The following is a 20,866-nucleotide window of genomic DNA, read 5'->3' on the forward strand; positions in this document are numbered from 1 at the left end:
TAGTACACAGCTTTGGAATAAAGATAATGAAAAAATTAATTATTGCTAGTGCAGTGTTATTTTCAATTTCATCACAATATGCTCTCGCAAATAACTATAAAACAACAATTGAATATCGTCATCAATATTTAGATGCGTCAGGAAAAAGTGGGGACAGAATTAAAGCTTTCTTGGATACAGGAAAGAATATTGGATTTGAACTTGATGCGCGTTATGGAAATAAAGATGGTGCCTATGACGCAATGAAAATTGATGGTTCTGAATTTTCAGCTTTTTATTATACGAAATTAAACCCAAATTTAGTGGGGCTTGTTGGTGCTTCTCTTGATTTTGATAAATTAGGTTTGGTTTATGTTCCTTATGTCCGTTTAAACTATACATTTGATAACGGTATTCGTTTACAAGGCCGTTATAAATGGAAAGTATGGGATTATGGTCAAGCAGGGGAAAATGGCAGTAATTACCACTCTAAAATCCAAGAGTTTGATAGCTGGATAGGTTATAAATGGGGTAACTTAGACTTACAGTATCAGTTAGATTTAATGTGGGAAATGGCCGACAACGCTCAACCTCTTTATAATGATAAGAAATTCGATTATCAGCACAACGTTCGCCTTCGTTATGATATTAAAGCGGATGATGGTGCTTTATGGCGCCCATTTGTTGAAGTGGGTAATGTGAAAGAAAATAGATTTTCAAGTGACCGCCAAACACGCTTCCGTGTGGGTATTCAATATACTTGGTAATATCACTTTTTATTAAATATACATTTGCCCACGAGTGATCGTGGGTTTTTTATTGCCGGCTTGTAAAGAAGAGAGAAAAAATAAAGGCAAGAAAAATGGCCAATAAATTGGCCAAAAGAAAGTAATGAAATGACAACTTGAGCAATGGTAAATCGGGTCGTAATGGATTAAATCTTGAGTTGAATAACTTCACTTGCGGCTAATAAATAGGCTCCTGCCCCATAATCCATATTATGGTCATACTGGACATCTCGTGGGTTGAACGCTGGAAGCTGTACCCAACCTAGCATTCCATTGGGGTGAATACAGCTTTGTAGTGCACACCATGATTTTTCGAGTAAAGGCAGATAACGTGTCTCTTCCAGTAAACCTTGATTTAAGCCCCATGCTAAGCCATAGCTAAATAACGCAGTCGCACTACTTTCAGGGGCAGGGAAGCTTTGTGGGTCAAGTAAACTGGTACGCCAGAAACCATCATCTTGTTGGTATTGAATGACAGCTTCCATTAGTTCAACAAATAAATTCACATACTGCTGGCGGGCAGGGAAACCATCAGGTAAAGATTGTAAGATACGTGGGATAGATGCAATAACCCAACCAATACCTCGACTCCAAAATACTTTCTCACCATTTTTTTCACGCAATTCACCGCCTTTGCCATCTGGAATATAGCGATAATCACGATAAATTAAGCCAGTTTCAGGATCACGCAAATGGTCTACCGCATCCCAATAAGCGGTATGCATGTAGTCTAAGTAGCGACTGTCATTTGTTTGAGCTGATAAGGCGGCAAAAGCTGGGGGAGCCATGAAAAGTGCATCACACCACCACCAGTCTTCTCGACCTGGTTTTGGCTCAGCTAACATAAGGTTGAATGCGTTAATAGTGGGTTCAAGGACTTCTGGATGATCAAATTGTGAACTTACAGCTAAATAAGCTTGAGTACAGACATGGTCATCGGCAAAACGCGGGTTAGGTCCTGTACGAAATCCAGTATGTAATGTGTAATCCAATACACCAGTCAGATATTCGTTATCCTGTGTTGCTTGCCAAGCAGCGGCAACACAAGACCACAGAACACCACGTTCCCAATCCGTATCTTTAATAAAACGGGTTTTACCACTACGACGAAGTACACTGCGTACTTGGTTTTTTGATTGAAAACGGTAAACCCGTTTCATGTCGTCTAAAACCGTATCGCGCTGTAATGGTTTTGGTAATGATGATTGTTCCATTATTTTCTCCAGATAGGTTAGCGAGCTAACCAGCCACCATCAACCGCAATGGTATAACCATTAATATAGTCGCTTGCTTTGGAGGCTAAAAAGACAGCTGGGCCTGCCAAATCCTCTGGTGTTCCCCAACGGCCTGCTGGAATACGCTCTAAGATAGCCGCATTGCGGTCTGCATCAGCGCGTAGTGCTGCTGTGTTGTCTGTTGCCATGTAACCTGGGGCGATTGCATTCACATTAATGTTGTATTGGGAAAGCTCAGTAGCGAGAGCACGAGTGAGCCCCATGACAGCGGACTTACTTGCCGTGTAAGATGGAACTCGAATACCACCTTGGAACGAGAGCATTGAAGCAATATTAATAATTTTACCGCCATTTCCTTGCTTCACGAATTGTCGTGCAACACGTTGAGATAAAAAGAATAGGGTTTTTTGATTAATATTAATCACATCGTCCCAATCTTTTTCACTAAATTCGAGTAAGTCTTCGCGACGAATAATACCCGCATTATTAATAAGGATATCAACATGGCCCATGGCAGATACGGCATCATCAACTAAAGTTTGCAGCCCATCTTGTTCCATTAAATTCATAATAATATAGTGAAACTTGCGGCCTAAAGCTTCGACCTGAGCACGTGTTTCAGGGGCATCTTGGACTCCAACTCCGACAATATCTGCGCCTGCTTGTGCCAAACCAATTGCCATTCCTTGACCTAAACCAGTATTACATCCAGTGACAATCGCGACTTTTCCAGTTAAATCAAATAAGTTCATATGTGCCTCACTTACGATGTGACGGTACAGCCACATCGTTTTTTATTTTGTTCAAAAAGATAAAGGGATTATTTCAGATCTTTCATGGCAACATGGTCCATGTCGTGGAACACCTGATTCTCTCCAACCATTCCCCATATAAATGTATAAGCAGCGGTTCCTACGCCTGAGTGAATCGACCAGCTCGGGCTAATAACGGCTTGTTCATTACGAACAACAATATGGCGGGTCTCCGAAGGCTCACCCATATAATGGAAAACAACGTTGTCTTCTTTCATATTGAAATATAAATAGACTTCCATACGGCGCTCATGGGTATGGCATGGCATGGTATTCCATAAGCTGCCAGGCTCGAGTACTGTCATACCCATTGATAATTGGCAGGTTGGTAAAATCGATGGGTGTAAGAACTTATAGATGGTACGAACGTTACAGTTCTCAACATTACCTAATTTTTCTGGCGAAGCTTGTTCGATAGTAATTTTGCGTGTTGGGTAAGTATGGTGTGCAGGTGCGCAGTTCATGTAGAAGCGTGCAGGAGTATTGGCATCGGCACTAATAAATTCGACAGATTTAGCGCCCATACCGATATAAATAGCTTCTTTTGGTGCGATGTCATAGGCTTCGCCATCAACGATAACTTGGCCCGCGCCCCCAATATTAATTGCACCCAGCTCACGACGCTCAAGAAAAAAATCAACGCCTAATGCTTTTCCTGCCATTAGCGCGAGTGGTTTTTGTGTTGGAACAATACCACCCACAATAATGCGGTCGATATGGCTATAAGTGAGATTCATTTCCCCTTCACGGAACAAATTCTCGATCAGGAACTGTTTGCGTAAGCCTTCAGTATCAAGTGTTTTTGCATGCTCACTGTGAATTGGTTGACGAATTTCCATTATAAATACCTCATAATTTACTGATAGGTAACCGGCCTTAATGGTCGGTATTCCCGAATACAGAGTGAACGTGTTCACCTCTGATGAATGTGTCTGTTAGATAAAAATTGTTATCAACAACAGCGAAATTAGCGTGTGCTCCAACTCGGATGTAGCCAAATTGGTCATCGATCCCAAGGTATTGGGCGGGAACCGAAGTGGCCATTTGTACTGCTTCCCACTCAGGAACATGCGCGAGTTGCACCATGTTGCGCAATGCGCTATCAAGGCTACATGTACTACCTGCAAGAGAGCCATCAGTCGTGCGGGCTTGTCCTTGAGTGACTTTTACTGTTTGCGCACCAAGGAGATAATCGCCATCCGGTAACCCTCCAGCTCGCATACAATCTGTAATTAAAGCGAGCTGCTGATAACCTTTCATTCGATAAGCTAGCTGCATCATGACGGGGTGAACATGAACGCCATCGGCAATCAGTTCCGCAAGGACATCGTGGTACAACACTGCGCCACAGCAACCGGGCTCTCTATGATGTAAACCCGTCATGCCGTTATAAAGATGTACGCCACAATCTGCACCATGTGAAAATGCGAGACTGGTTTGTATGAAATCAGCGGCAGTATGTGCAACACTGGTCTTAATACCGTGTTGTACTAACCAATCAATAGCCTCAATGGCACCTTCTGCTTCGGGGGCCACTGCAACCCGTAAAAGTGTGTGATTAGCACATTGCACAAGGTCTTCCAGCTCATGAATGGTCGGTGCTTTTAAGTACTTAACAGGATGTGAGCCTCGATGACGTTCAGTGAAGTAAGGGCCTTCTAAAAAACTGCCGACTAACTGGGCTCCTGATGTTTGCGATTTGGCGATAAACTCACAGACTTGGGTGAGTGCACGTTTGATATCACCCATTGGTGCGGTGACGGTGGTTCCCACCCAAGCAACAACACCGGTTTTGGCTAATGCATCGGCTATGGTTTGCAACCCTTGTTGGCTTGCATCCATGACGTCTGCGCCAGCACGCCCATGAATATGGATATCAACAAACCCCGGTAGTAAGGAGCGGCCTTCCAGGCGGATGACAGGGCAATGTTCGGGAGCGGTATCCGTAATTTCTTGTATAACACCGTTGCACACACGAACATACTGCTGATAGCGAATTCCCTCAGGAGTAAAAGTACGATCCGCTAAAAGGGCATATTGTTGTTTCATAGGCCATCTTCTTCAAATTCAGTTTCTGACGTCATAGCCAGTTGCTGACGTAGGTCTTGAATACTGCGAGTCCCTATATCGTGTAAGATAGAAAGGAGTTCTTTTGCATCAACCCCTTCACGCTCGAATGCCGCATTAACGATCATCGGCAGGCTAACGCCAGCTACAACTTCAACGAATTGATTTTCCATCATAATTGCCATGGCGCGGTTACAAGGGGTTCCACCAGGAAGGTCGGTGAGAAAGAGCACTTGTTCACAATTCATAGCGTCCATTGCGGCTCGCATTTGTTGTTCTAATTCATCGGGAGAAAGGGTTTCAACAAAATCAATAAACACCATATTTTCCTGTTCACCTGCGATAGCCTTGACCGCAGAGGCCATGCCGCTCGCAAAATTAATGTGCCCAGAAACAATCAAACCAATCATTGATAACTCCTTGCTGGTGGGTAACTTAGCTACCCACCTAAAAACAATTTAATACGATCCTGTTACATCACACCGAGTACGTGGCCAATAACGCCGAAGGCTAAGACAGAGAAGATAAGAACGGGCGGTTTGGCCCAGAAACCAGTCCCTTTCACCATTTTGAACATCAAAAAGACGAGGCAAAGCGGGAGTAAGTTAGGCATGATTTTGTCGAACAAGGCGGTTTGTAGTTCAACCACCTTGCCGCCTACCTCAACAGCAGCGGTGGTTTGTACTTTTATGAAGGTGGCGGAAAGTGCCCCAATCACAAAAATCCCCATGATGTTGGCGGCTTTAGCGAGCTTTTCTGTTGCATCGCTCATATTAACCATTGCTGCGGTACCCGCGCGATACCCCATGAACATCAAGCCGAAATAGACAAAAAAGTGAACAATTTGGTACAAAAAGAAGAAAACAAATGGGCCGGCAATTGAACCTTCCATTGCGATAGATGCACCTAATGCTAAAGTCAGTGGCATCAATGTCATATGGTCGATAGCATCGCCAATGCCACCTGTTGGCCCCATACCTGCCACTTTCATAACGTTGACAGTTGACGGCTTCTCTTTGTTTTCTTCCATGGCCACAGCTGTACCAAGTAAGAAAGTAAATAATTTTGGACTCGCATTGAAAAACTGTAAGTGATTTTTCAGTGCAGTTGCATAATCGCGTTTGTTATTACCATGAATTTTGCGTAGGGCTGGGATGATGGAGAAGGCAAAGCCTCCCCCCTGCATACGTTCAAAGTTAAAGTTACCTTCCATAAAGAGCCCACGAAAAGCACAACGCCATAGATCGCCTTTCGTGATGACTTTGCGGACAGTGGTATCTTGGTACTCATCAATGCCATCAACGTAGGATCCCACTGGTAAGTTTTTGGTTTCTACTGCTGTTTTGTTATCAGATACCATCTTCAAAATCCTCATTTTGTTGTGAGTTATTTTTATTGTTGTTACCGCTGAAGAAGTAATACAGTGCTGCCGCAGATGCGCCGAGTATTGCCACTGCCATAATTGGCAGCTTGAGATAAGTAGTCATGACGAAACCAACAAAGAACACACCAGCCACTTCTTTTGACCACATGATTTTTAACAGCATCGCGAAGCCAATTGCTGGAACCATTTTCGCGCCAATACCTAAGCCTTCGAGGAGTACTTTTGGTGTGTTTTCATCAATCCATTGTGCTGCGTGTTCACCGAAGTAAACGGTTACAAAAGCGACGATAGCGTAGAGCAAAGAACGAACGGTAATGGTGGCGACTAATAACCGGGAGATCCCCGCCGCATCTGCTTTTTCAGCGTAGCGGTCAGCTTTCCCCATGGTGAATGCGGTAATAGCAAAAAAGCCGATAATGATCATTTGCATGAGAACGGCAATTGGCATGCCGATTCCCATCGCTACTGCTGGTGATTGATTGGTCATAATGGCAAATGCAACAGCAGCGATAGTACCTAAGGTAACATCAGGCGGCTGAGCCCCTGCATTTGGAACAAGACCAAGCCAAGCTAATTCTAATGTTGCACCCGCAATTAAACCGACTTGCATATCACCCATAATCAGGCCGACAACAGGCCCTGTGATCAGTGGGCGGTGGATATTGAGTGCAACGTCATACTTATCTATACCGCAAAAGAAGGCCCATAAAGCCACGAGAGAAGCTTCATAAATCATAATAGTTTTCCTTAAACGCCTTAATGTTAAGTTGTTATCTCAATCTGCTTATGCTGTTGCGAGAGTAAGAACATTAACGGGGGTTTGGTCTGGAGTATTTTGAATTGTGCAAGCTACCCCTTTGTCGACAAGCCGACGGAATGCCTCTAAGTCGCGTTCATCCACAGACACTGTTTTGGCAATTTGGCGTTTTCCTTCATGGAAGTGCATATTACCGACGTTGCAGTGAGTGATAGGAACGCCGCCTTCGACAAGACGAGCAACATCTGTTGGGTTATTGCAAAGAATAAAGATTTTTTGACGAGGAGATGCCTTGTGAATGACATCGATAGTTTTTTCGATAGAGAAAAATCGGACGGCATATTCTCCACCGGCAGAAGCTTTCATTCCTGCTTGCATAAACGCGGAGTTAGGGCCGTCCGCAGCATCATCATTAGCGACAAGAATTAAATTTGCTTCAGTGTGTTTACCCCAAGTGATTCGAATTTGCCCATGTAATAAACGCTCATCGATTCGGGTCCAGACAATATTTGGTGCGTGCATATAATTGCTCTCTTATTATTAGCTATATTTATCATTAAGAAGGCATGGTGCCATCTTCTTGATATGAGAACGGGTAAATAGTGACACCTTGAACAACTCGATTAATTTCTCCAGTTGGAGACGGGTTATCCGGTGTATTCCCCAGTGCAATGGAACTATGGAATGCAAAGGCTTGCGCTAACATTAAATAAGGGAAAAATAGTGCTGAGTCTGAGCATTTCTCCATTTTTTTAATATAAACAAAACTTTCTTCTATTTGTGTGTCATCAGAAGAGGAGGTGATCGCGATCACTTTCGCTGAAGCATTATCGTGAATTACCTCTCTTAATAAGTCAGTCTCATACTGTCTGGTGTACTTATCGTTTGATAGAAACAGCACAACTAACGTTTCTTTATTGACGATAGATTTCGGTCCATGGCGAAACCCTAAAGGCGTGTCAAAGTTAGCAACGACCTTACCAGCGGTTAATTCCAGCATTTTTAGGGCGGCTTCTTGTGCAAGGCCTTGTAGGCCCCCACTACCTAGATAAATGACTCGTTTAAACTTACCTGCATAATCTTCTCGGATACGGAGGTTAAATCGGGTATAACTGTCGTGATAATCTTGGAAATAAGGTTGAATTTCGTTCAAATAAAACGATTCTTTTAAGAAAATACACAGCGCAGCCATCATCATAGATGAAAAGCTTGATGTCATTGCTAATGAACGATCATTTGACTCTTCTGGCATTAAAATAGCTAATGCATTGGTATTATTTTGGCAATAACGATATAGCTGTCCTTGCTCGTTACAGGTTAAAACTAAGTGGTAACATTGTGTTAGGCACTTTTCTGCTACATCAAGGGCGGCAACACTTTCAGGGCTATTACCAGAGCGAGCAAAAGAAATTAGTAGCGTTGGTACGTCTTCTGCTAAATATTCTTTAGGGTCGGCCACTAAATCCGTGGTGGCGATAGCATCAACTCGGCGTTTTAAATGACCAGTCAGAACGGGGGCAAGGGCGCGGCCTGCAAAAGCTGATGTTCCTGCTCCCGTCATGATAATACGTGCGTCCGATGCCTGAAGTACTTTAGCTAAAAATGTATCAATTTCAGCACGTTGTTCTTGTATTAGCTGGTTTGTTTTTTCCCAGCATTCAGGCTGTTGCTCAATCTCTTTTGCTGTCCAGAATGCGTTTAGCTTTTCGAGTTCAGGTGTTTGATAGCTTAAATATTCCATGTCAAACCTCAGTGACTAAATTTACATGCATCGGCATATACCGAAAGTACGTCGCGAATTTTTGCAAAAATAAAGGATTTCGCTGAGCCGTCGATCATGCCTTCTCTCAATTGTTGAAATTGATGTGGCATGTATTGGCTTAGAAGTGGTAACGGAATCGATTTTGAAGATAAGTTCGCCATCAGGGTGTCTATGGCTTGGTTAATTTCTTTATCAGGCCAGTAATAACGAATACGGTCACTAAAGCTATAAACGCGAGCAAAAGCTTGCTGTTGAGCATCACCATGGTAGTATTTTTGCCAAAATTCAGGCTCACGGCACATCAACTGTTCCATTTTCTCTTTTAAGTGAGAGCACTGTTCTGTTGGGAACATTTCATTCTCAATTTCACACAGAGAATAGAGGGCTTCCCGCATAGCAAATGTTAAAGCAGGGCCAACTTTTAAAATGGCAAAATGGTCTTGCACTAGTTGCTTGTAAGCATCCGGTGTTTGGTAATCGGTTGAATGTGCTTCGAAAACGAGATGAGGGTAGTCATCAACCACTTGACTTAATGATTGTGCTTTTTCAGGTTGATAGTCAATAACACCGGTATGGTCGAATTCCACACCAGGTTGCACGACGAGGCCAATAACACGTGTCCAGCAGTCACCGATGCCTGCTTTTTCGAATGCTTTCGCATGGCAGTCTAAGGTTTTTCTCGCAGCTTGTGGGTCTGTGACCTCAACACCTTCAAGGGCTTCTGTTGCTCCACCAGGAACAGGAACTTCAGTACCAATAACATAGACGATATCGCTATAACCGAATTTTTCTTTGGCAGTTTTTTCTGCAATAACAGCAAGTCGGGCGGCCCGCTGTGCAACAATTTCATCAGTGAGTGGAACTGGGTCATCTGCACAGGACATACTGCAATCAAGGTGTATTTTTTTAAACCCTGCAGCAACATAGTGCTCAATCAGGACATCTGCATTATCCATGGCATCAGCGGCATTAAGCCCCTGCCAGCGATTTGGGCCTAAATGGTCTCCACCAAGAATTAATTTATTTAGAGGGAAATTGATTTTTTCTGCTTTTTCAATAACGTAGTTGAAGAAGTCAGCCGGAGTCATACCCGTATAACCACCAAATTGGTCAACTTGGTTAGATGTGGCTTCAATTAAAAGAAAGGAATCATTATCCAGCGCTTGGTGCAGTGAAGCTTCAATAACAAATGGGTGGGCTGAGCAAACAGAATAAATGCCATTCTGTTTACCAAGTTTATTTTGCTGAACAATCTTTTCTAAAGGATGCATTAATACTAACTCCACAATCAACACGGTTGTATTGTTAATGGAGTTAGCGAATTATTGCTCTTTATCGACGATGATTACTTCAATTTTATGGTTTTTTAACTCTTGGATATATTCATCAGGGATCCCAGAGTCTGTCACCAAAACATCAATACCAGCGAATTCACGGATCATATGACAACTGCGCTTACCGAATTTCGTAGAATCAGCAACCGCAATAACTGTTTCCGAGATTTCACACATTAACCGGTTAAGGCTAGCTTCCTGTTCATTGTGTGTCGTGATACCAACGCGTAAATCGAACCCATCAACCCCAAGAAAAACCTTGTCAAAACGATAATTTCTGAGGCTGTTTTCTGCTTGTGAGCCAGAAAACGATAAAGCATTCTTGCGCAATGCGCCGCCAGTCATTAGTACATCAATGCCTGCAGCTGTAGCTAACTCCATTGCGACATCTAAACCGTTAGTCATGACAACAACGCTATCTCGCGACTTTAAGTGGGTCGCAATTTCTCGTGTCGTTGTCCCCGAGTCTAAAATTATTGTGTCGCCATCATTAATGAGCGCGGCGGCCGCTTTTCCTATTAATGTTTTTGTGCCCGCATTCTGCCCACGTTTTTCGTGGATGCTAAGTTCAGCAATAAACCCAGTATTTGGGATTGCTGCCCCATGGGAGCGGACGACATAACCATTTTTTTCAAGAAAGCTTAAATCGCTACGGATGGTGACACTTGAAACTTTAAATATTTCGGCTAAATCTTCGACCCGTGCTTTACCTTGTTGGTTAATCATGTCGAGGATTTCCATGCGCCGTTCAACAGCCGCTTTCACTTTCATCTCCTTACGAAACCAAATGACTTTTCTTTCATTTGATTTCGAATTAAGTTTACTACGCTAAAAAATACCGACAACGAAAAAAAACAAAACTTTTGATCTCTTTCACAAAGTTTCGATTTGTGTGTTGTTTGCTTACGGATATTTTCAAATTTTAAATATCATATCTTCGAATAGGAAAGTATCCAATCAATAAAGTAGCAATAATTGTACTTTTACTAAGCAACCCCTGTGTTTTGCATGCATATTAGCAATATTTGCAAAAAAATCGCTAAATATAAGCTCAAGAATTGGCATAAAGTGCGATGGCGATATTAGAAATTCGAAAGAAATAAAAATTTCTTTAAATCAAAAACAAAAATTAGTGGCTTAATGCGTGCTATTTGTGCTCTCTTCAATGCTTCTAACTCAAATTATAACCTTTCAAACTCTTTCATTTTTTAATTTTGTGATTTCAATCTCTTTTGATTTTTCGTGTTTTGCGTAATGCTATAAAAATAACCTGACTGTTTCGGATGAATTTAAATGCCTGCAAACCAACCTACTTACTTTCATATGATGGCGAAACCCACCAGCTATCGCTGCAATATTAAATGCGAATACTGTTTTTATCTTGAAAAAGAAAATGTATTTCACGAACAATCAGTGGAAGACCAACATGACGTTATGCCTGATAACGTGCTGCGTCGTTATATCAAAGACTATATCCAGTCTCATGCAGGTGAACAGGTGGATTTCTCGTGGCAAGGTGGGGAGCCAACCCTCGCAGGGCTCGAATTTTTTGAGCGGGTTGTTAAGTACCAAAAGCAATATGCCCAAGGAAAAATCATCACGAATAGTGTGCAAACTAACGCTATTGCGATAAACCGGCAATGGGCACAGTTTTTTGCAGATCACGGTTTTTTAATCGGTGTATCTATTGATGGCTTAGAAGCTGTTCATGATAAATACCGGATTTCCGTTAATGGTAATCCAACTTTTGAACGTGTAAAGAAAGCGATTCAGCTCCTGATTGAATATGGTGTTGAATTTAATACCTTAACCGTTGTTAATGACCAAAATTGGCGAAAAGGAAAAGAAACGTATCGAGCTTTGAAAGCATTGGGTTCCACTTTCTTTCAGTTTATCCCCATTGTTGAGGTAGATAGGCACTTTCCTCATACCCAAGGTGGCCATTATGCCCCTGGGCCAAATGCAGTGATGGCTCCTTTTTCAGTACCCGCTGAGGGGTATGGGCAGTTTATGGCTGATGTTTTTGATGAATGGGTCCACCAAGGAGACATTGGCAAAATTTATATTCGTCTATTTGATAGCTTATTAGGCACTTGGATGGGCTATCCGGCATCAACCTGTGTGCAATCTAAAACGTGTGGACAAGCGCTGATTATTGAGTCGAATGGAGATGTCTATTCCTGTGACCACTATGTGTACCCAGCAAATCGGGTGGGTAACGTACAACAACATTCCCTTTCTCGTCTTGTTTCCTCTAAGCAGCAAATCCGTTTTGGGCAAAATAAATATGACAAGCTAACGAGTCTTTGCCAGCGCTGTGAGGTTCAAAGCCTTTGTTATGGCGGCTGTCCTAAGCACCGGATCACGGCGATAGAAGGTGAAAAATATCGCCATAACTATTTATGTCGTTCATATAAAAAGATTTTCCATCATACCGCTTTAGGCATGCAGTTAATGCGCCAAGCGATATCACGTGGCGCATTAGCCAGTGATGCACTTGGCGAAATACAGCACGCTTATAAGCAATAACAATATTATCTGGAGATATTTTTGTGAGATTACCTTCTATGAAGAAAAGCCTGTTAGCAGGGCTGATTGCAACCAGTAGTTTAGTGCCTCCAATTGCAGCGAATGCCGGTGGTACACCGGAGAAGCCGAATGTTTTACTGATTGTTATGGATGACTTAGGAACAGGACAGCTCGATTTTGTACTTGATAGCATTGATGTTAACGAACTTGCGAAGCGCCCGTCACCACAACGTTATCAGGGCGATATTAATAAGATGGTGGAAGCGGCAAAAATAGCGATGCCAAATGTCGCTGACATGGCGGCTGGCGGAATTAAGATGACCAATGCATTTGTGGCTCATCCTGTCTGTGGCCCATCACGAGCCGGTATTTTTACTGGCCGCTCTCCTGCAAGTTTTGGTACTTACAGTAACGATGATGCGATGTTAGGTATTCCACAAGATATCAAACTATTACCTGCATTATTCCAAGAAAATGGCTATGCCACCGCCAGTATTGGAAAGTGGCATAATGCGAAGGTATTGAAAAAACCTAAAATTGCAGCAGAAAAGCAAACTCGTGATTATCACGATAATATGATTTCAACACCGGAACCAGGTTTCGCACCTCATGAAAGAGGTTTCGATTATGCATATAGTTTCTATGCATCAGGAGCGGCACTTTGGAACTCCCCCGCAATGTGGCGAAATGGTGAAAATGTGCCAGCTCCCGGCTATACCACACATTTGCTAACGGATGAAACCATTAAATTCATTGATGGGCACAAGGACAAACCTTTTTTTATCAACCTTTCATATAGTGTGCCGCACATTCCGTTAGAAGAAGCTTCCCCTGCGAAATACATGGATAAATTCAATACGGGTAATGTTGAAGCCGACAAATATTTTGCTGCGCTCAATGCCGCAGATGAGGGAATTGGTAAAATTATCAATACACTAAAGGAAAATGGTGAATTAGATAATACGTTAATCTTCTTTATTTCTGACAATGGCGCGGTGCATGAGTCGCCAATGCCAATGAATGCAATGGATAAAGGCTTTAAAGGGCAAATGTTTAATGGTGGTGTACGTGTTCCATTTGTCGCTTATTGGCCGGGGCATATTCCTGCGGGTAAACACAGTGATGCGATGGTTTCAGCGATTGATATCTTACCAACCGCATTACAAAGCGCAGGGATCACCATTCCCGATAGTATGAAGGTTGAAGGCAAAAACATTATGCCACTCTTAACGGGGAAAGCAGAAAAGTCGCCACATAATTATCTGTATTGGACAGGTCCAGGGACGAAACATTACAGCGAAGAAAACCAAGATTTTTGGCATGGCTACCATGAATGGATCACTTATCAACGCAAAGAAATTCCAAACAACCCTAATTTAGAAAAACTATCGAAAGGTTCATGGGCTATCCGTGATGGAGAGTGGGCTCTTTATTTTTATGATGATGGCTCTAACCAGCTCCAATTATTCAATGATAAACAAAACCCGGCCGAATCGAATAACTTAGCAGCTCAATATCCAGAAAAAGTGAAAGAGTTGAAATCGGTTTATTATCAATGGGTTAAAGATAAGCCAAAACCCGTTGTATGGGGACAAGATCGTTACCAAGTCCTGATTGAATCAGCAAAATAAATACAAAATTTTGTTTTAGCCTGCGCGCAAGGATGCGCCTGTTTGCATCATAGAGAAATACGTATGACAACACCTACTGAACGTCCAAAGCTGCCTTATGAACACCCAAATATAAAAATTTACCAGAAGCTATTCAAAGAAAATATCATTCGAAGATTAATTAGAAAGTCAGCCTATCAATGTAACGATAACCACATCACCAAAGCCTTTCAAGATGAAAATCAATCACTTTCAGTTCTTTGCGAATTATTAGTTCGCTATACCACGGAAGCTTTTGTTCATTATCAAACATGGGGCTACTCTCACGCATATTACCCCGGTAGCCCAGGCCAGCAAACGGTACGGACAGATGCTCTAGAAGGGGTTAGTAGGGTACTGCCTTTGCTTGCTTCATGGCTAGTTCACAGCCAAAAAGCAATATTGAATGGAATAAATTTAGCATCAATTGACCTTTCTGACATTATCAAGAATGCATTTTTACATGGCACAGATCCCACTCATAAAGGCTATTGGGGAAGGCTTGAAAATTATGACCAAAAAATTTGTGAGTCTGCAGATTTAGCGCTGACTCTCTGGTTAAGTCGTGAGTGGGTATGGGAAAAATTGGATAAGTCCGCACAACAGAGGATCATTGCATGGTTCGAACAAGTTAATCACTGCGATATCGTAGACAACAACTGGCACCTGTTCCCGCTTACTGTGCAATTTGTGATCCGAGCACTCACTGGTCGAGATACTATTGCAACGTGGCGCTATGAAAGAGTGAAACAATTTTACGTGGGTGATGGTTGGTTTCGGGATGGCGCGAAAGGTAACTTTGACTACTACAATGCATGGGGGTTTTACTACTCATTATATTGGCTTAACCAGATATGCCCTGATTTTGATGAAGAATTCATTCGTAGTTCATTAAATCAGTTTAACCATCATTACCGATATTTTATGACACCTCAAGGCATCCCTTTTTTTGGTCGCAGTGCATGTTATCGCCTCGCAGTATCCGCGCCTTTATTGGCAGGCGTTGATTTGGGTGGGAACGCCGTGGGTGTGGGGGAAGCTAAAAACGCACTAGAAAGCACTTTGCGTTATTTTATTGGTCATGGTGCCTTAAAAGCAGGAGCGCCAACTCAAGGTTTATTTGGCTATGATGCACGCTTAGTTGATAACTATAGTGGCCCTGCGAGTAGTTTTTGGTCATTACGTGCGGTAGTCATTGCTCTATATTGCGGCAAGCGAATTCAACTTTGGGATAGCCCTCGCACTCCATTGCCAATTGAGTGTTCAGACTTTCATTTCGAAATACCGTCAATTTCGGCAACGGTTATTGGTGTGAAAGAAACACAAGAGGTTACCGTGATATTTCGTGAAGATTACCTCAAACAGCAATCCCCGTTGACGCGTCGCTTAGAGAAACAATTATGCTCTCAGAAAGTGATTGAAACGCTACTAGGCCAGTCAAGACGCCCTAAAAACAATCTGTTACGTAAGGGGGTGACCAGTTATAGCTCTAAAATGACTCACTACTTCTAGCCTCTCTTTCATTTGCTTTCAGTGCGAAAGGAATGGAAATGTGATTTAGATCTTTTACCTTTCTGATTCTTTCGTTTAATATTATTCGAAATCAATCGAAAGTTAAGAGGCGATTATGTACTTGGTATCTACCCGTAATATGTTGAACAAAGCCCAACTGGGTGGCTATGCGGTTCCCGCATTTAATATTCATAATTTAGAAACCATTCAAGTTGTCATGGAAACGGCCGCAGAAATGGCATCCCCCGTTATTTTAGCAGGCACACCAAGTACATTTTCTTATGCAGGAAGTGACTACTTGATTGCAATCTGCCAGCAAGCGGCTGAGCGTTATAAAGTTCCCGTGGCTTTGCATCTCGACCATCATGAAGATATCCCAGATATTTTCCAAAAAGTCTCCGCAGGTGTACGTTCTGCAATGATTGATGCTTCTCATTTTCCGTTTGAAGAAAATATTCAAATCGTTAAGCGGGTTGTTGATTTTTGCCATCAGTGGGACTGCACGGTTGAGGCTGAACTAGGGCGTTTAGGGGGGCAAGAAGATGACTTAGTTGTCGATGCAGCGGATGCGCTTTTCACTGACCCTGATGCTGCCGTAACTTTTATTCAAAGAACCGGTATTGATTCCTTGGCTGTTGCCATTGGAACCGCTCACGGCATGTACAAAAATGAGCCACACCTAGATTTCGCTAGACTAGACGCTATCCGTAAGAAAACGGATTTACCGTTAGTGCTTCATGGTGCTTCGGGGATCCCTGATGCGGATGTTAGGCATTGTATTGAGCTTGGAATTTGTAAAGTCAATGTCGCGACAGAGCTCAAAATCGCGTTCTCTGATGCAATTAAGCAGTATTTCATTGAAAACCCAGAAGCCACTGACCCTCGCCATTATCTGGTTCCAGGAAAGGCAGCGATGAAAGCGGTGGTGATGGATAAAATTCGTGTTTGCAAAAGTGATGGAACACTTTAATAAGCAAAACTATCTGGATTTGCTTGATATATAACCAAAATTTATTGCGGATGCCCTGCAATAACTCTTTTTGAAAAATAAAAGGAATGTCATGAAACAAGTTGCTGTTTTGCTCGCGGATGGTTTTGAGGAAGGGGAAGCTGTCGTTTTCATTGATATCATGCGTCGGCTAGATATTCATGTTGATGTGCTGTCTTGCATGGATACGCTTGTTTTAAATACGTATTTTGGCACTAAAATTAGTGCAGATTATCTTTTAGTCGATAAATTATCTCATACTTATGATGCAGTGATGATGCCAGGTGGGCCAAAAGGAACTGACCGTTTATATGCGAATGAAAAGGTGGTTGATTTTCTTCGCCGGCATATACATGAGGATAAATATATTTGTGCGCTATGTTCTTCTGGTGCGAAGGTGCTAGCCGCCCATGGCTTACTGGAAAGGCGGCATTATAGTACCGGGGACAAACTCGCTGAGAAGTTTGATGATGGTATTTATGTTGACCAAGATGTTGTTGTTGACGGGAAATTTATCAGTGCAAAAGGGCTCGGTGTGAGTTTTGAGTTTGCATTTACCGTCGCAAAATATTTACTGGCTGACAATATTGATAAAGTGGATTGGCAAGCTAAGCATATTTATTTTAAACATTGGCCACTTCCTTATCTATAACGTTTATTGCTGACTAAGCGTTTTTTATCTTGATCACCGATAAAAATAAAGCGGGAATAATATTTTTTCCCGCTTTATTAATATTAGATAGCAGAATAATGATCAAAAATCAGAGTTAATAGTGTATGAAGCTAGTTCTCATCATGATAAGAATTAATTGTAATTTATCAATCTCATAACAGCTGGATTTAAATTAGAAATTTTCCGTTATAAACATTAAGCTGGTCAGGTACATAATCGCCGGTAAGGAATGAATATGCGGAATATTGCTATTACAAAAAATAATATTATTTCTGGTTTCCAATGGTTCTTTTTTATCTTTTGTAATACGGTTGTTATTCCTCCGACGTTACAGTCCGCTTTTCATTTATCACCACAAACCACATTTGTTATTACCCAATATGCTTTCTTATTAACAGCTCTAGCTTGTTTATTGCAAGCATTCTTAGGGCACAAGCGCTCAGTAATGGAAGGACCGACAGGGTTGTGGTGGGCAACAATTTTAACTGTCACATTATCAGAATCGATGCAAGGAACTCCCCTTGGCACTATCGGCTGGAGTTTAGCTATTGGTATTTTCTTGTCTGGGGTCGTGACTATTCTTATTGGTTTGAGTGGATTGGGCGGTTGGTTGGCGAGTTTGTTTAAACCGGGTGTTTTAGTCGTATTTATGTTTTTGCTTGGCGCCCAGTTAGTAACTATTTTCTTAAAAGGAATGCTAGGACTACCATTTGGTGTCGGAGGCGAAAATATCACGGTCAATTACCCTGTCTTCTTTTTAGCGCTCGCAGTACTGATATTTGTCATCGGAATGATTATTTATTTACCCATGAGCATCAGTAAATATGCGTTATTAATTGGGACAATTATCGGGTGGGTTGCTTATAGTGGGCTATTTGGCAGCGCAATATCCCCTGTTTCATCAGGGGAATGGATGCTATTTCCATTAGGTCGCTCCGATGAAGTCAATATGAGTATTGTATTGACGGCTATTTTGGCTGGGATATTAAATACATCAAATACATTTGGAGCGATGCGAGGAACTGATGTGTTTTACCCCGATTCATTGCCGACGAAGTCCCTATATCGACGTAGTTTTATGATGTCAGGGTTCGTCACGATATTAGCCGCGCCAATAGGGGTCGTGCCTTTTTCACCGTTTGTTTCATCCATTGGTTTAATTACCCAAACAAAAGATAGTTCACGTACCTCTTTTAGTATTGGCAGCCTTATTTTCTTATGTGTGGGGCGTTGCAGTATTGACCCAATTTTTTCGCTCTTTACCGTTAGCCATTGGCAGCGCGGTCATGTTGGCGACTTATCTGCCTCTGTTATTTTCTTCATTTTCGTTTCTGGCAGATATGAAGCTAAATGCACGTAATATTTATTGCCTTGCTCTACCTATTTTTATTGGTATCTTCTTGATGTCAGCACCTGCTGCGGTATTAAGTTCTTTGCCAACAATGTTTAGTTCTTTACTGGGTAATGGGCTGCTAATGGGCATTATCTTGGCACTTATTTTAGAAAATACGATCAAGTGGGATAACATTGCTTAATATTTTGATAAAAAAAGCAAAGATGAAGAAAAATCTTTGCTAGAAAAGAAATAAAAAGGGATATGGTTTCATTTAGGCGTTTATTTTTTAGTATAAACCCAATTTTTTATATCAATAGGCTTAGTGATAATTTTGTTATCAATCAAAAATTGTTGAGTTTGCTTTAACTTACGGATGTCATTATCAGTAATATTAACGGAATAGCGTTTAGAAAAACTATCTATACTATGAAAATCATGTATTTTTTTAATGATTTCAACATTAGTATCGCTTTCTTTAGCAAGTAAAATTTCTGCCTGATCGGGATTATTTTGCGCATATTTACTTGCTTTTAATAAAGCAATATTCATTGCTTTAATCACATTCTCATTTTGATTTATGAATGCTTCTCGCCCTACGATAACAGAAATACCTGAGAGTTCAGGTTCAGTACGGGTTGAATAAAGTGTTGTAATAGTTGGGGATTTATTTTCTAAACGGGCGGTACTTTGCTCAGTCCATACCATCGCATCAATTGCTCCGTTTAATAATGCGGATTCAGCATCATTTGTCATTTGAATAATATTGAAGTCAGATAATTTATACCCTTGTTGTTCAATAAATAGCGTGAAATACCGTTGCATATACGTTCCTCGTGGTAATGCAACTTTCTTGCCTTTAAGGTCAGCTAATGAGTGAATATTGCTATCTTTTCTTACTGCGATATTGGCATTGATGGAAGAATCCTCTGACATGATTAATTTTAAGGGTACACCTCTCGATGTGGCTATAATTCCTGGAAAATCAGCATAAACAGCAATATCAATGGCATTTGTCGCTAGGCCTTCATTGACGGCAGGCCCTGCTCCTGCAAAACCAGAAATGGAATATTGGTAATCAACTTTTTGTAGCTCTTCTTCAAGATATCCTAGCTGTTTTGCTAAACCGAGCAAACCACTTAAACGACCATTATTATCTGCTGTGCCAATACGAACAATTTTTTCATTATTTTTACTGTCAGGTAGCCTTTCATCCCCACAACCAACTAGAATGAACGAAATTAATACTATAATAGGAAATTTGATATAATTTAATAATACCATGATATGTTCCTTCTAGATTTCATATTCACTTGCAAAAAGTTCTGCAGAATTATCGAAAAATTCTTGAAGAATAATTCTTTTATAATATGCAAAATCAGAACTGCCTCGATTTCGTGGATAAGGAAGATTAATATCAATTATTTTTTTTATGTTTCCAGGACGGGATGACATTATAATTACTCGATTTCCCAAATATATTGCCTCTTCAATATCATGAGTAACTAAAATCATCGTCAGTTGCTTTTCTTGTTTGATAGATAAAATCTCTCGTTGCATCTCAATTTTGGTTAAAGCATCAAGTGCGCCAAGCGGTTCATCCAATAACAATAGTTCAGGTTGGGTGATTATGGTACGGGCAATTGCTGCACGTTGTGCCATTCCACCTGAGAGTTGTTTGGGATAAGCATTAGCAAACTCAGTCAAGTTTACGAGTTTTAAATAATTTTCAACTAGAATTTTCTTCGTTTTTTTATCTATATGGTCTAATCCGAAAGCGATATTATCGGCAATTGTTAACCAAGGTAGAAGCCTATTTTCTTGAAAAATCATTCCTCTTTCTATATTTGGTTTGGTTATCTCTTTATTTTTAAATAGTACACTTCCACTATTGAATTGGTTTAAGCCTGCAATTATGCGTAGTAAAGTACTTTTCCCACAACCACTATGGCCAACGATAGCAACAAATTCACCTTTTTGAACTTGAAGGTTAATATCTTCTAAAACAGGAAGTAACTTATTATTGATAGTAAAGTTTTTAAATCCATTTTTGATTGATAGCAT

General features: G+C 41.3%; 19 protein-coding genes and 1 pseudogene. 7 read left to right on the forward strand and 13 right to left on the reverse strand.

Going from position 1 to position 20,866, the window contains the following annotated elements:
* Nucleotides 1-26: 26 nt before the first annotated feature.
* Entirely contained in the window at nucleotides 27-746 is a 720-nt protein-coding gene (locus G6Q48_RS19230) for an oligogalacturonate-specific porin KdgM family protein (RefSeq protein WP_102140197.1), read from the forward strand.
* Between the two features lie 167 nt (nucleotides 747-913).
* Here the strand turns inward: G6Q48_RS19230 and G6Q48_RS19235 are convergent, their stop codons facing one another.
* The 11 genes from G6Q48_RS19235 to agaR all read right to left on the reverse strand — a co-directional run bounded on the left by G6Q48_RS19235 (nucleotide 914) and on the right by agaR (nucleotide 10,883).
* Nucleotides 914-1,981, reverse strand: a complete 1,068-nt coding sequence (locus G6Q48_RS19235; RefSeq protein ID WP_166268069.1) for a glycoside hydrolase family 88/105 protein — start codon at nucleotides 1,979-1,981, stop codon at nucleotides 914-916.
* A gap of 17 nt (nucleotides 1,982-1,998) precedes the next feature.
* Entirely contained in the window at nucleotides 1,999-2,754 is a 756-nt protein-coding gene (gene kduD, locus G6Q48_RS19240; RefSeq protein ID WP_102140195.1) for a 2-dehydro-3-deoxy-D-gluconate 5-dehydrogenase KduD, read from the reverse strand.
* Between the two features lie 68 nt (nucleotides 2,755-2,822).
* The gene (gene kduI / locus G6Q48_RS19245; RefSeq protein ID WP_166268070.1) at nucleotides 2,823-3,653 is read right to left on the reverse strand and encodes a 5-dehydro-4-deoxy-D-glucuronate isomerase; all 831 of its coding nucleotides are present in this window, start codon (nucleotides 3,651-3,653) and stop codon (nucleotides 2,823-2,825) included.
* Nucleotides 3,654-3,690: 37 nt separating this feature from the next.
* The gene (gene nagA / locus G6Q48_RS19250; RefSeq protein WP_166268071.1) at nucleotides 3,691-4,863 is read right to left on the reverse strand and encodes an N-acetylglucosamine-6-phosphate deacetylase; all 1,173 of its coding nucleotides are present in this window, start codon (nucleotides 4,861-4,863) and stop codon (nucleotides 3,691-3,693) included.
* On the reverse strand, nucleotides 4,860-5,291 hold the full coding sequence (gene agaF, locus G6Q48_RS19255; protein WP_102140192.1) for a PTS galactosamine/N-acetylgalactosamine transporter subunit IIA: 432 nt from the start codon (nucleotides 5,289-5,291) through the stop codon (nucleotides 4,860-4,862). Before agaF ends, nagA begins: the two co-directional genes overlap by 4 nt.
* A gap of 62 nt (nucleotides 5,292-5,353) precedes the next feature.
* Nucleotides 5,354-6,241 (reverse strand): PTS system mannose/fructose/sorbose family transporter subunit IID, encoded by an 888-nt coding sequence (locus tag G6Q48_RS19260; protein ID WP_102140191.1) that lies wholly within the window; start codon nucleotides 6,239-6,241, stop codon nucleotides 5,354-5,356.
* On the reverse strand, nucleotides 6,231-7,001 hold the full coding sequence (gene agaW / locus G6Q48_RS19265) for a PTS N-acetylgalactosamine transporter subunit IIC (protein ID WP_004264436.1): 771 nt from the start codon (nucleotides 6,999-7,001) through the stop codon (nucleotides 6,231-6,233). The genes G6Q48_RS19260 and agaW overlap by 11 nt, the downstream gene beginning before the upstream one ends.
* 48 nt (nucleotides 7,002-7,049) lie before the next feature.
* Nucleotides 7,050-7,544, reverse strand: a complete 495-nt coding sequence (agaV, locus tag G6Q48_RS19270) for a PTS N-acetylgalactosamine transporter subunit IIB (protein WP_094962832.1) — start codon at nucleotides 7,542-7,544, stop codon at nucleotides 7,050-7,052.
* 34 nt (nucleotides 7,545-7,578) lie between these two features.
* Nucleotides 7,579-8,763, reverse strand: a complete 1,185-nt coding sequence (locus G6Q48_RS19275) for an SIS domain-containing protein (RefSeq protein ID WP_166268072.1) — start codon at nucleotides 8,761-8,763, stop codon at nucleotides 7,579-7,581.
* An 8-nt stretch (nucleotides 8,764-8,771) separates the two neighbouring features.
* Nucleotides 8,772-10,055 carry a tagatose-bisphosphate aldolase subunit KbaZ gene (gene kbaZ / locus G6Q48_RS19280; RefSeq protein WP_166268073.1) on the reverse strand — a complete coding sequence of 428 codons (1,284 nt, stop codon included), beginning with the start codon at nucleotides 10,053-10,055 and terminating at the stop codon, nucleotides 8,772-8,774.
* Between the two features lie 51 nt (nucleotides 10,056-10,106).
* Nucleotides 10,107-10,883, reverse strand: coding sequence for a transcriptional repressor AgaR (gene agaR / locus G6Q48_RS19285; RefSeq protein ID WP_102140188.1), 777 nt, complete (start codon nucleotides 10,881-10,883; stop codon nucleotides 10,107-10,109).
* 528 nt (nucleotides 10,884-11,411) lie between these two features.
* On the opposite strand from agaR, the gene G6Q48_RS19290 reads away from it, so the two are divergent.
* From G6Q48_RS19290 to G6Q48_RS19315, 6 genes and pseudogenes are all read left to right on the forward strand, one after another.
* Nucleotides 11,412-12,647, forward strand: coding sequence for an anaerobic sulfatase maturase (locus G6Q48_RS19290; RefSeq protein ID WP_166268074.1), 1,236 nt, complete (start codon nucleotides 11,412-11,414; stop codon nucleotides 12,645-12,647).
* Nucleotides 12,648-12,670: 23 nt separating this feature from the next.
* Nucleotides 12,671-14,278: a sulfatase family protein gene (locus G6Q48_RS19295; RefSeq protein WP_166268075.1), complete on the forward strand. Its 1,608-nt coding sequence runs from the start codon at nucleotides 12,671-12,673 to the stop codon at nucleotides 14,276-14,278.
* 63 nt (nucleotides 14,279-14,341) lie between these two features.
* Nucleotides 14,342-15,808 carry a DUF2264 domain-containing protein gene (locus G6Q48_RS19300; protein ID WP_166268076.1) on the forward strand — a complete coding sequence of 489 codons (1,467 nt, stop codon included), beginning with the start codon at nucleotides 14,342-14,344 and terminating at the stop codon, nucleotides 15,806-15,808.
* 115 nt (nucleotides 15,809-15,923) lie between these two features.
* Nucleotides 15,924-16,778 carry a tagatose bisphosphate family class II aldolase gene (locus tag G6Q48_RS19305; RefSeq protein ID WP_102140184.1) on the forward strand — a complete coding sequence of 285 codons (855 nt, stop codon included), beginning with the start codon at nucleotides 15,924-15,926 and terminating at the stop codon, nucleotides 16,776-16,778.
* Nucleotides 16,779-16,869: 91 nt separating this feature from the next.
* The gene (locus G6Q48_RS19310) at nucleotides 16,870-17,448 is read left to right on the forward strand and encodes a DJ-1/PfpI family protein (protein ID WP_166268077.1); all 579 of its coding nucleotides are present in this window, start codon (nucleotides 16,870-16,872) and stop codon (nucleotides 17,446-17,448) included.
* A 256-nt stretch (nucleotides 17,449-17,704) separates the two neighbouring features.
* A pseudogene (locus G6Q48_RS19315) lies at nucleotides 17,705-19,004 on the forward strand (uracil/xanthine transporter).
* 80 nt (nucleotides 19,005-19,084) lie between these two features.
* On the opposite strand, the gene G6Q48_RS19320 reads toward G6Q48_RS19315, so the two are convergent.
* Nucleotides 19,085-20,086 carry an ABC transporter substrate-binding protein gene (locus tag G6Q48_RS19320; RefSeq protein ID WP_102140181.1) on the reverse strand — a complete coding sequence of 334 codons (1,002 nt, stop codon included), beginning with the start codon at nucleotides 20,084-20,086 and terminating at the stop codon, nucleotides 19,085-19,087.
* Nucleotides 20,087-20,098: 12 nt separating this feature from the next.
* Nucleotides 20,099-20,866 carry an ABC transporter ATP-binding protein gene (locus G6Q48_RS19325; protein ID WP_229597510.1) on the reverse strand — a complete coding sequence of 256 codons (768 nt, stop codon included), beginning with the start codon at nucleotides 20,864-20,866 and terminating at the stop codon, nucleotides 20,099-20,101.

Origin of the sequence: Providencia sp. M-27 (assembly GCF_011077905.1) — a bacterium.
In the GTDB taxonomy this organism is placed as follows: domain Bacteria; phylum Pseudomonadota; class Gammaproteobacteria; order Enterobacterales; family Enterobacteriaceae; genus Providencia; species Providencia huaxiensis.

Bases quoted from the DNA above. Each gene is read 5' to 3' on its own strand.
- G6Q48_RS19230 (WP_102140197.1), top strand. From the start codon at position 27: ATGAAAAAATTAATTATTGCTAGTGCAGTGTTATTTTCAATTTCATCA.
- G6Q48_RS19235 (WP_166268069.1), bottom strand. From the start codon at position 1,981: ATGGAACAATCATCATTACCAAAACCATTACAGCGCGATACGGTTTTA.
- kduD (WP_102140195.1), bottom strand. From the start codon at position 2,754: ATGAACTTATTTGATTTAACTGGAAAAGTCGCGATTGTCACTGGATGT.
- kduI (WP_166268070.1), bottom strand. From the start codon at position 3,653: ATGGAAATTCGTCAACCAATTCACAGTGAGCATGCAAAAACACTTGAT.
- nagA (WP_166268071.1), bottom strand. From the start codon at position 4,863: ATGAAACAACAATATGCCCTTTTAGCGGATCGTACTTTTACTCCTGAG.
- agaF (WP_102140192.1), bottom strand. From the start codon at position 5,291: ATGATTGGTTTGATTGTTTCTGGGCACATTAATTTTGCGAGCGGCATG.
- G6Q48_RS19260 (WP_102140191.1), bottom strand. From the start codon at position 6,241: ATGGTATCTGATAACAAAACAGCAGTAGAAACCAAAAACTTACCAGTG.
- agaW (WP_004264436.1), bottom strand. From the start codon at position 7,001: ATGATTTATGAAGCTTCTCTCGTGGCTTTATGGGCCTTCTTTTGCGGT.
- agaV (WP_094962832.1), bottom strand. From the start codon at position 7,544: ATGCACGCACCAAATATTGTCTGGACCCGAATCGATGAGCGTTTATTA.
- G6Q48_RS19275 (WP_166268072.1), bottom strand. From the start codon at position 8,763: ATGGAATATTTAAGCTATCAAACACCTGAACTCGAAAAGCTAAACGCA.
- kbaZ (WP_166268073.1), bottom strand. From the start codon at position 10,055: ATGCATCCTTTAGAAAAGATTGTTCAGCAAAATAAACTTGGTAAACAG.
- G6Q48_RS19290 (WP_166268074.1), top strand. From the start codon at position 11,412: ATGCCTGCAAACCAACCTACTTACTTTCATATGATGGCGAAACCCACC.
- G6Q48_RS19300 (WP_166268076.1), top strand. From the start codon at position 14,342: ATGACAACACCTACTGAACGTCCAAAGCTGCCTTATGAACACCCAAAT.
- G6Q48_RS19305 (WP_102140184.1), top strand. From the start codon at position 15,924: ATGTACTTGGTATCTACCCGTAATATGTTGAACAAAGCCCAACTGGGT.
- G6Q48_RS19310 (WP_166268077.1), top strand. From the start codon at position 16,870: ATGAAACAAGTTGCTGTTTTGCTCGCGGATGGTTTTGAGGAAGGGGAA.
- G6Q48_RS19320 (WP_102140181.1), bottom strand. From the start codon at position 20,086: ATGGTATTATTAAATTATATCAAATTTCCTATTATAGTATTAATTTCG.
- G6Q48_RS19325 (WP_229597510.1), bottom strand. From the start codon at position 20,866: ATGCTATCAATCAAAAATGGATTTAAAAACTTTACTATCAATAATAAG.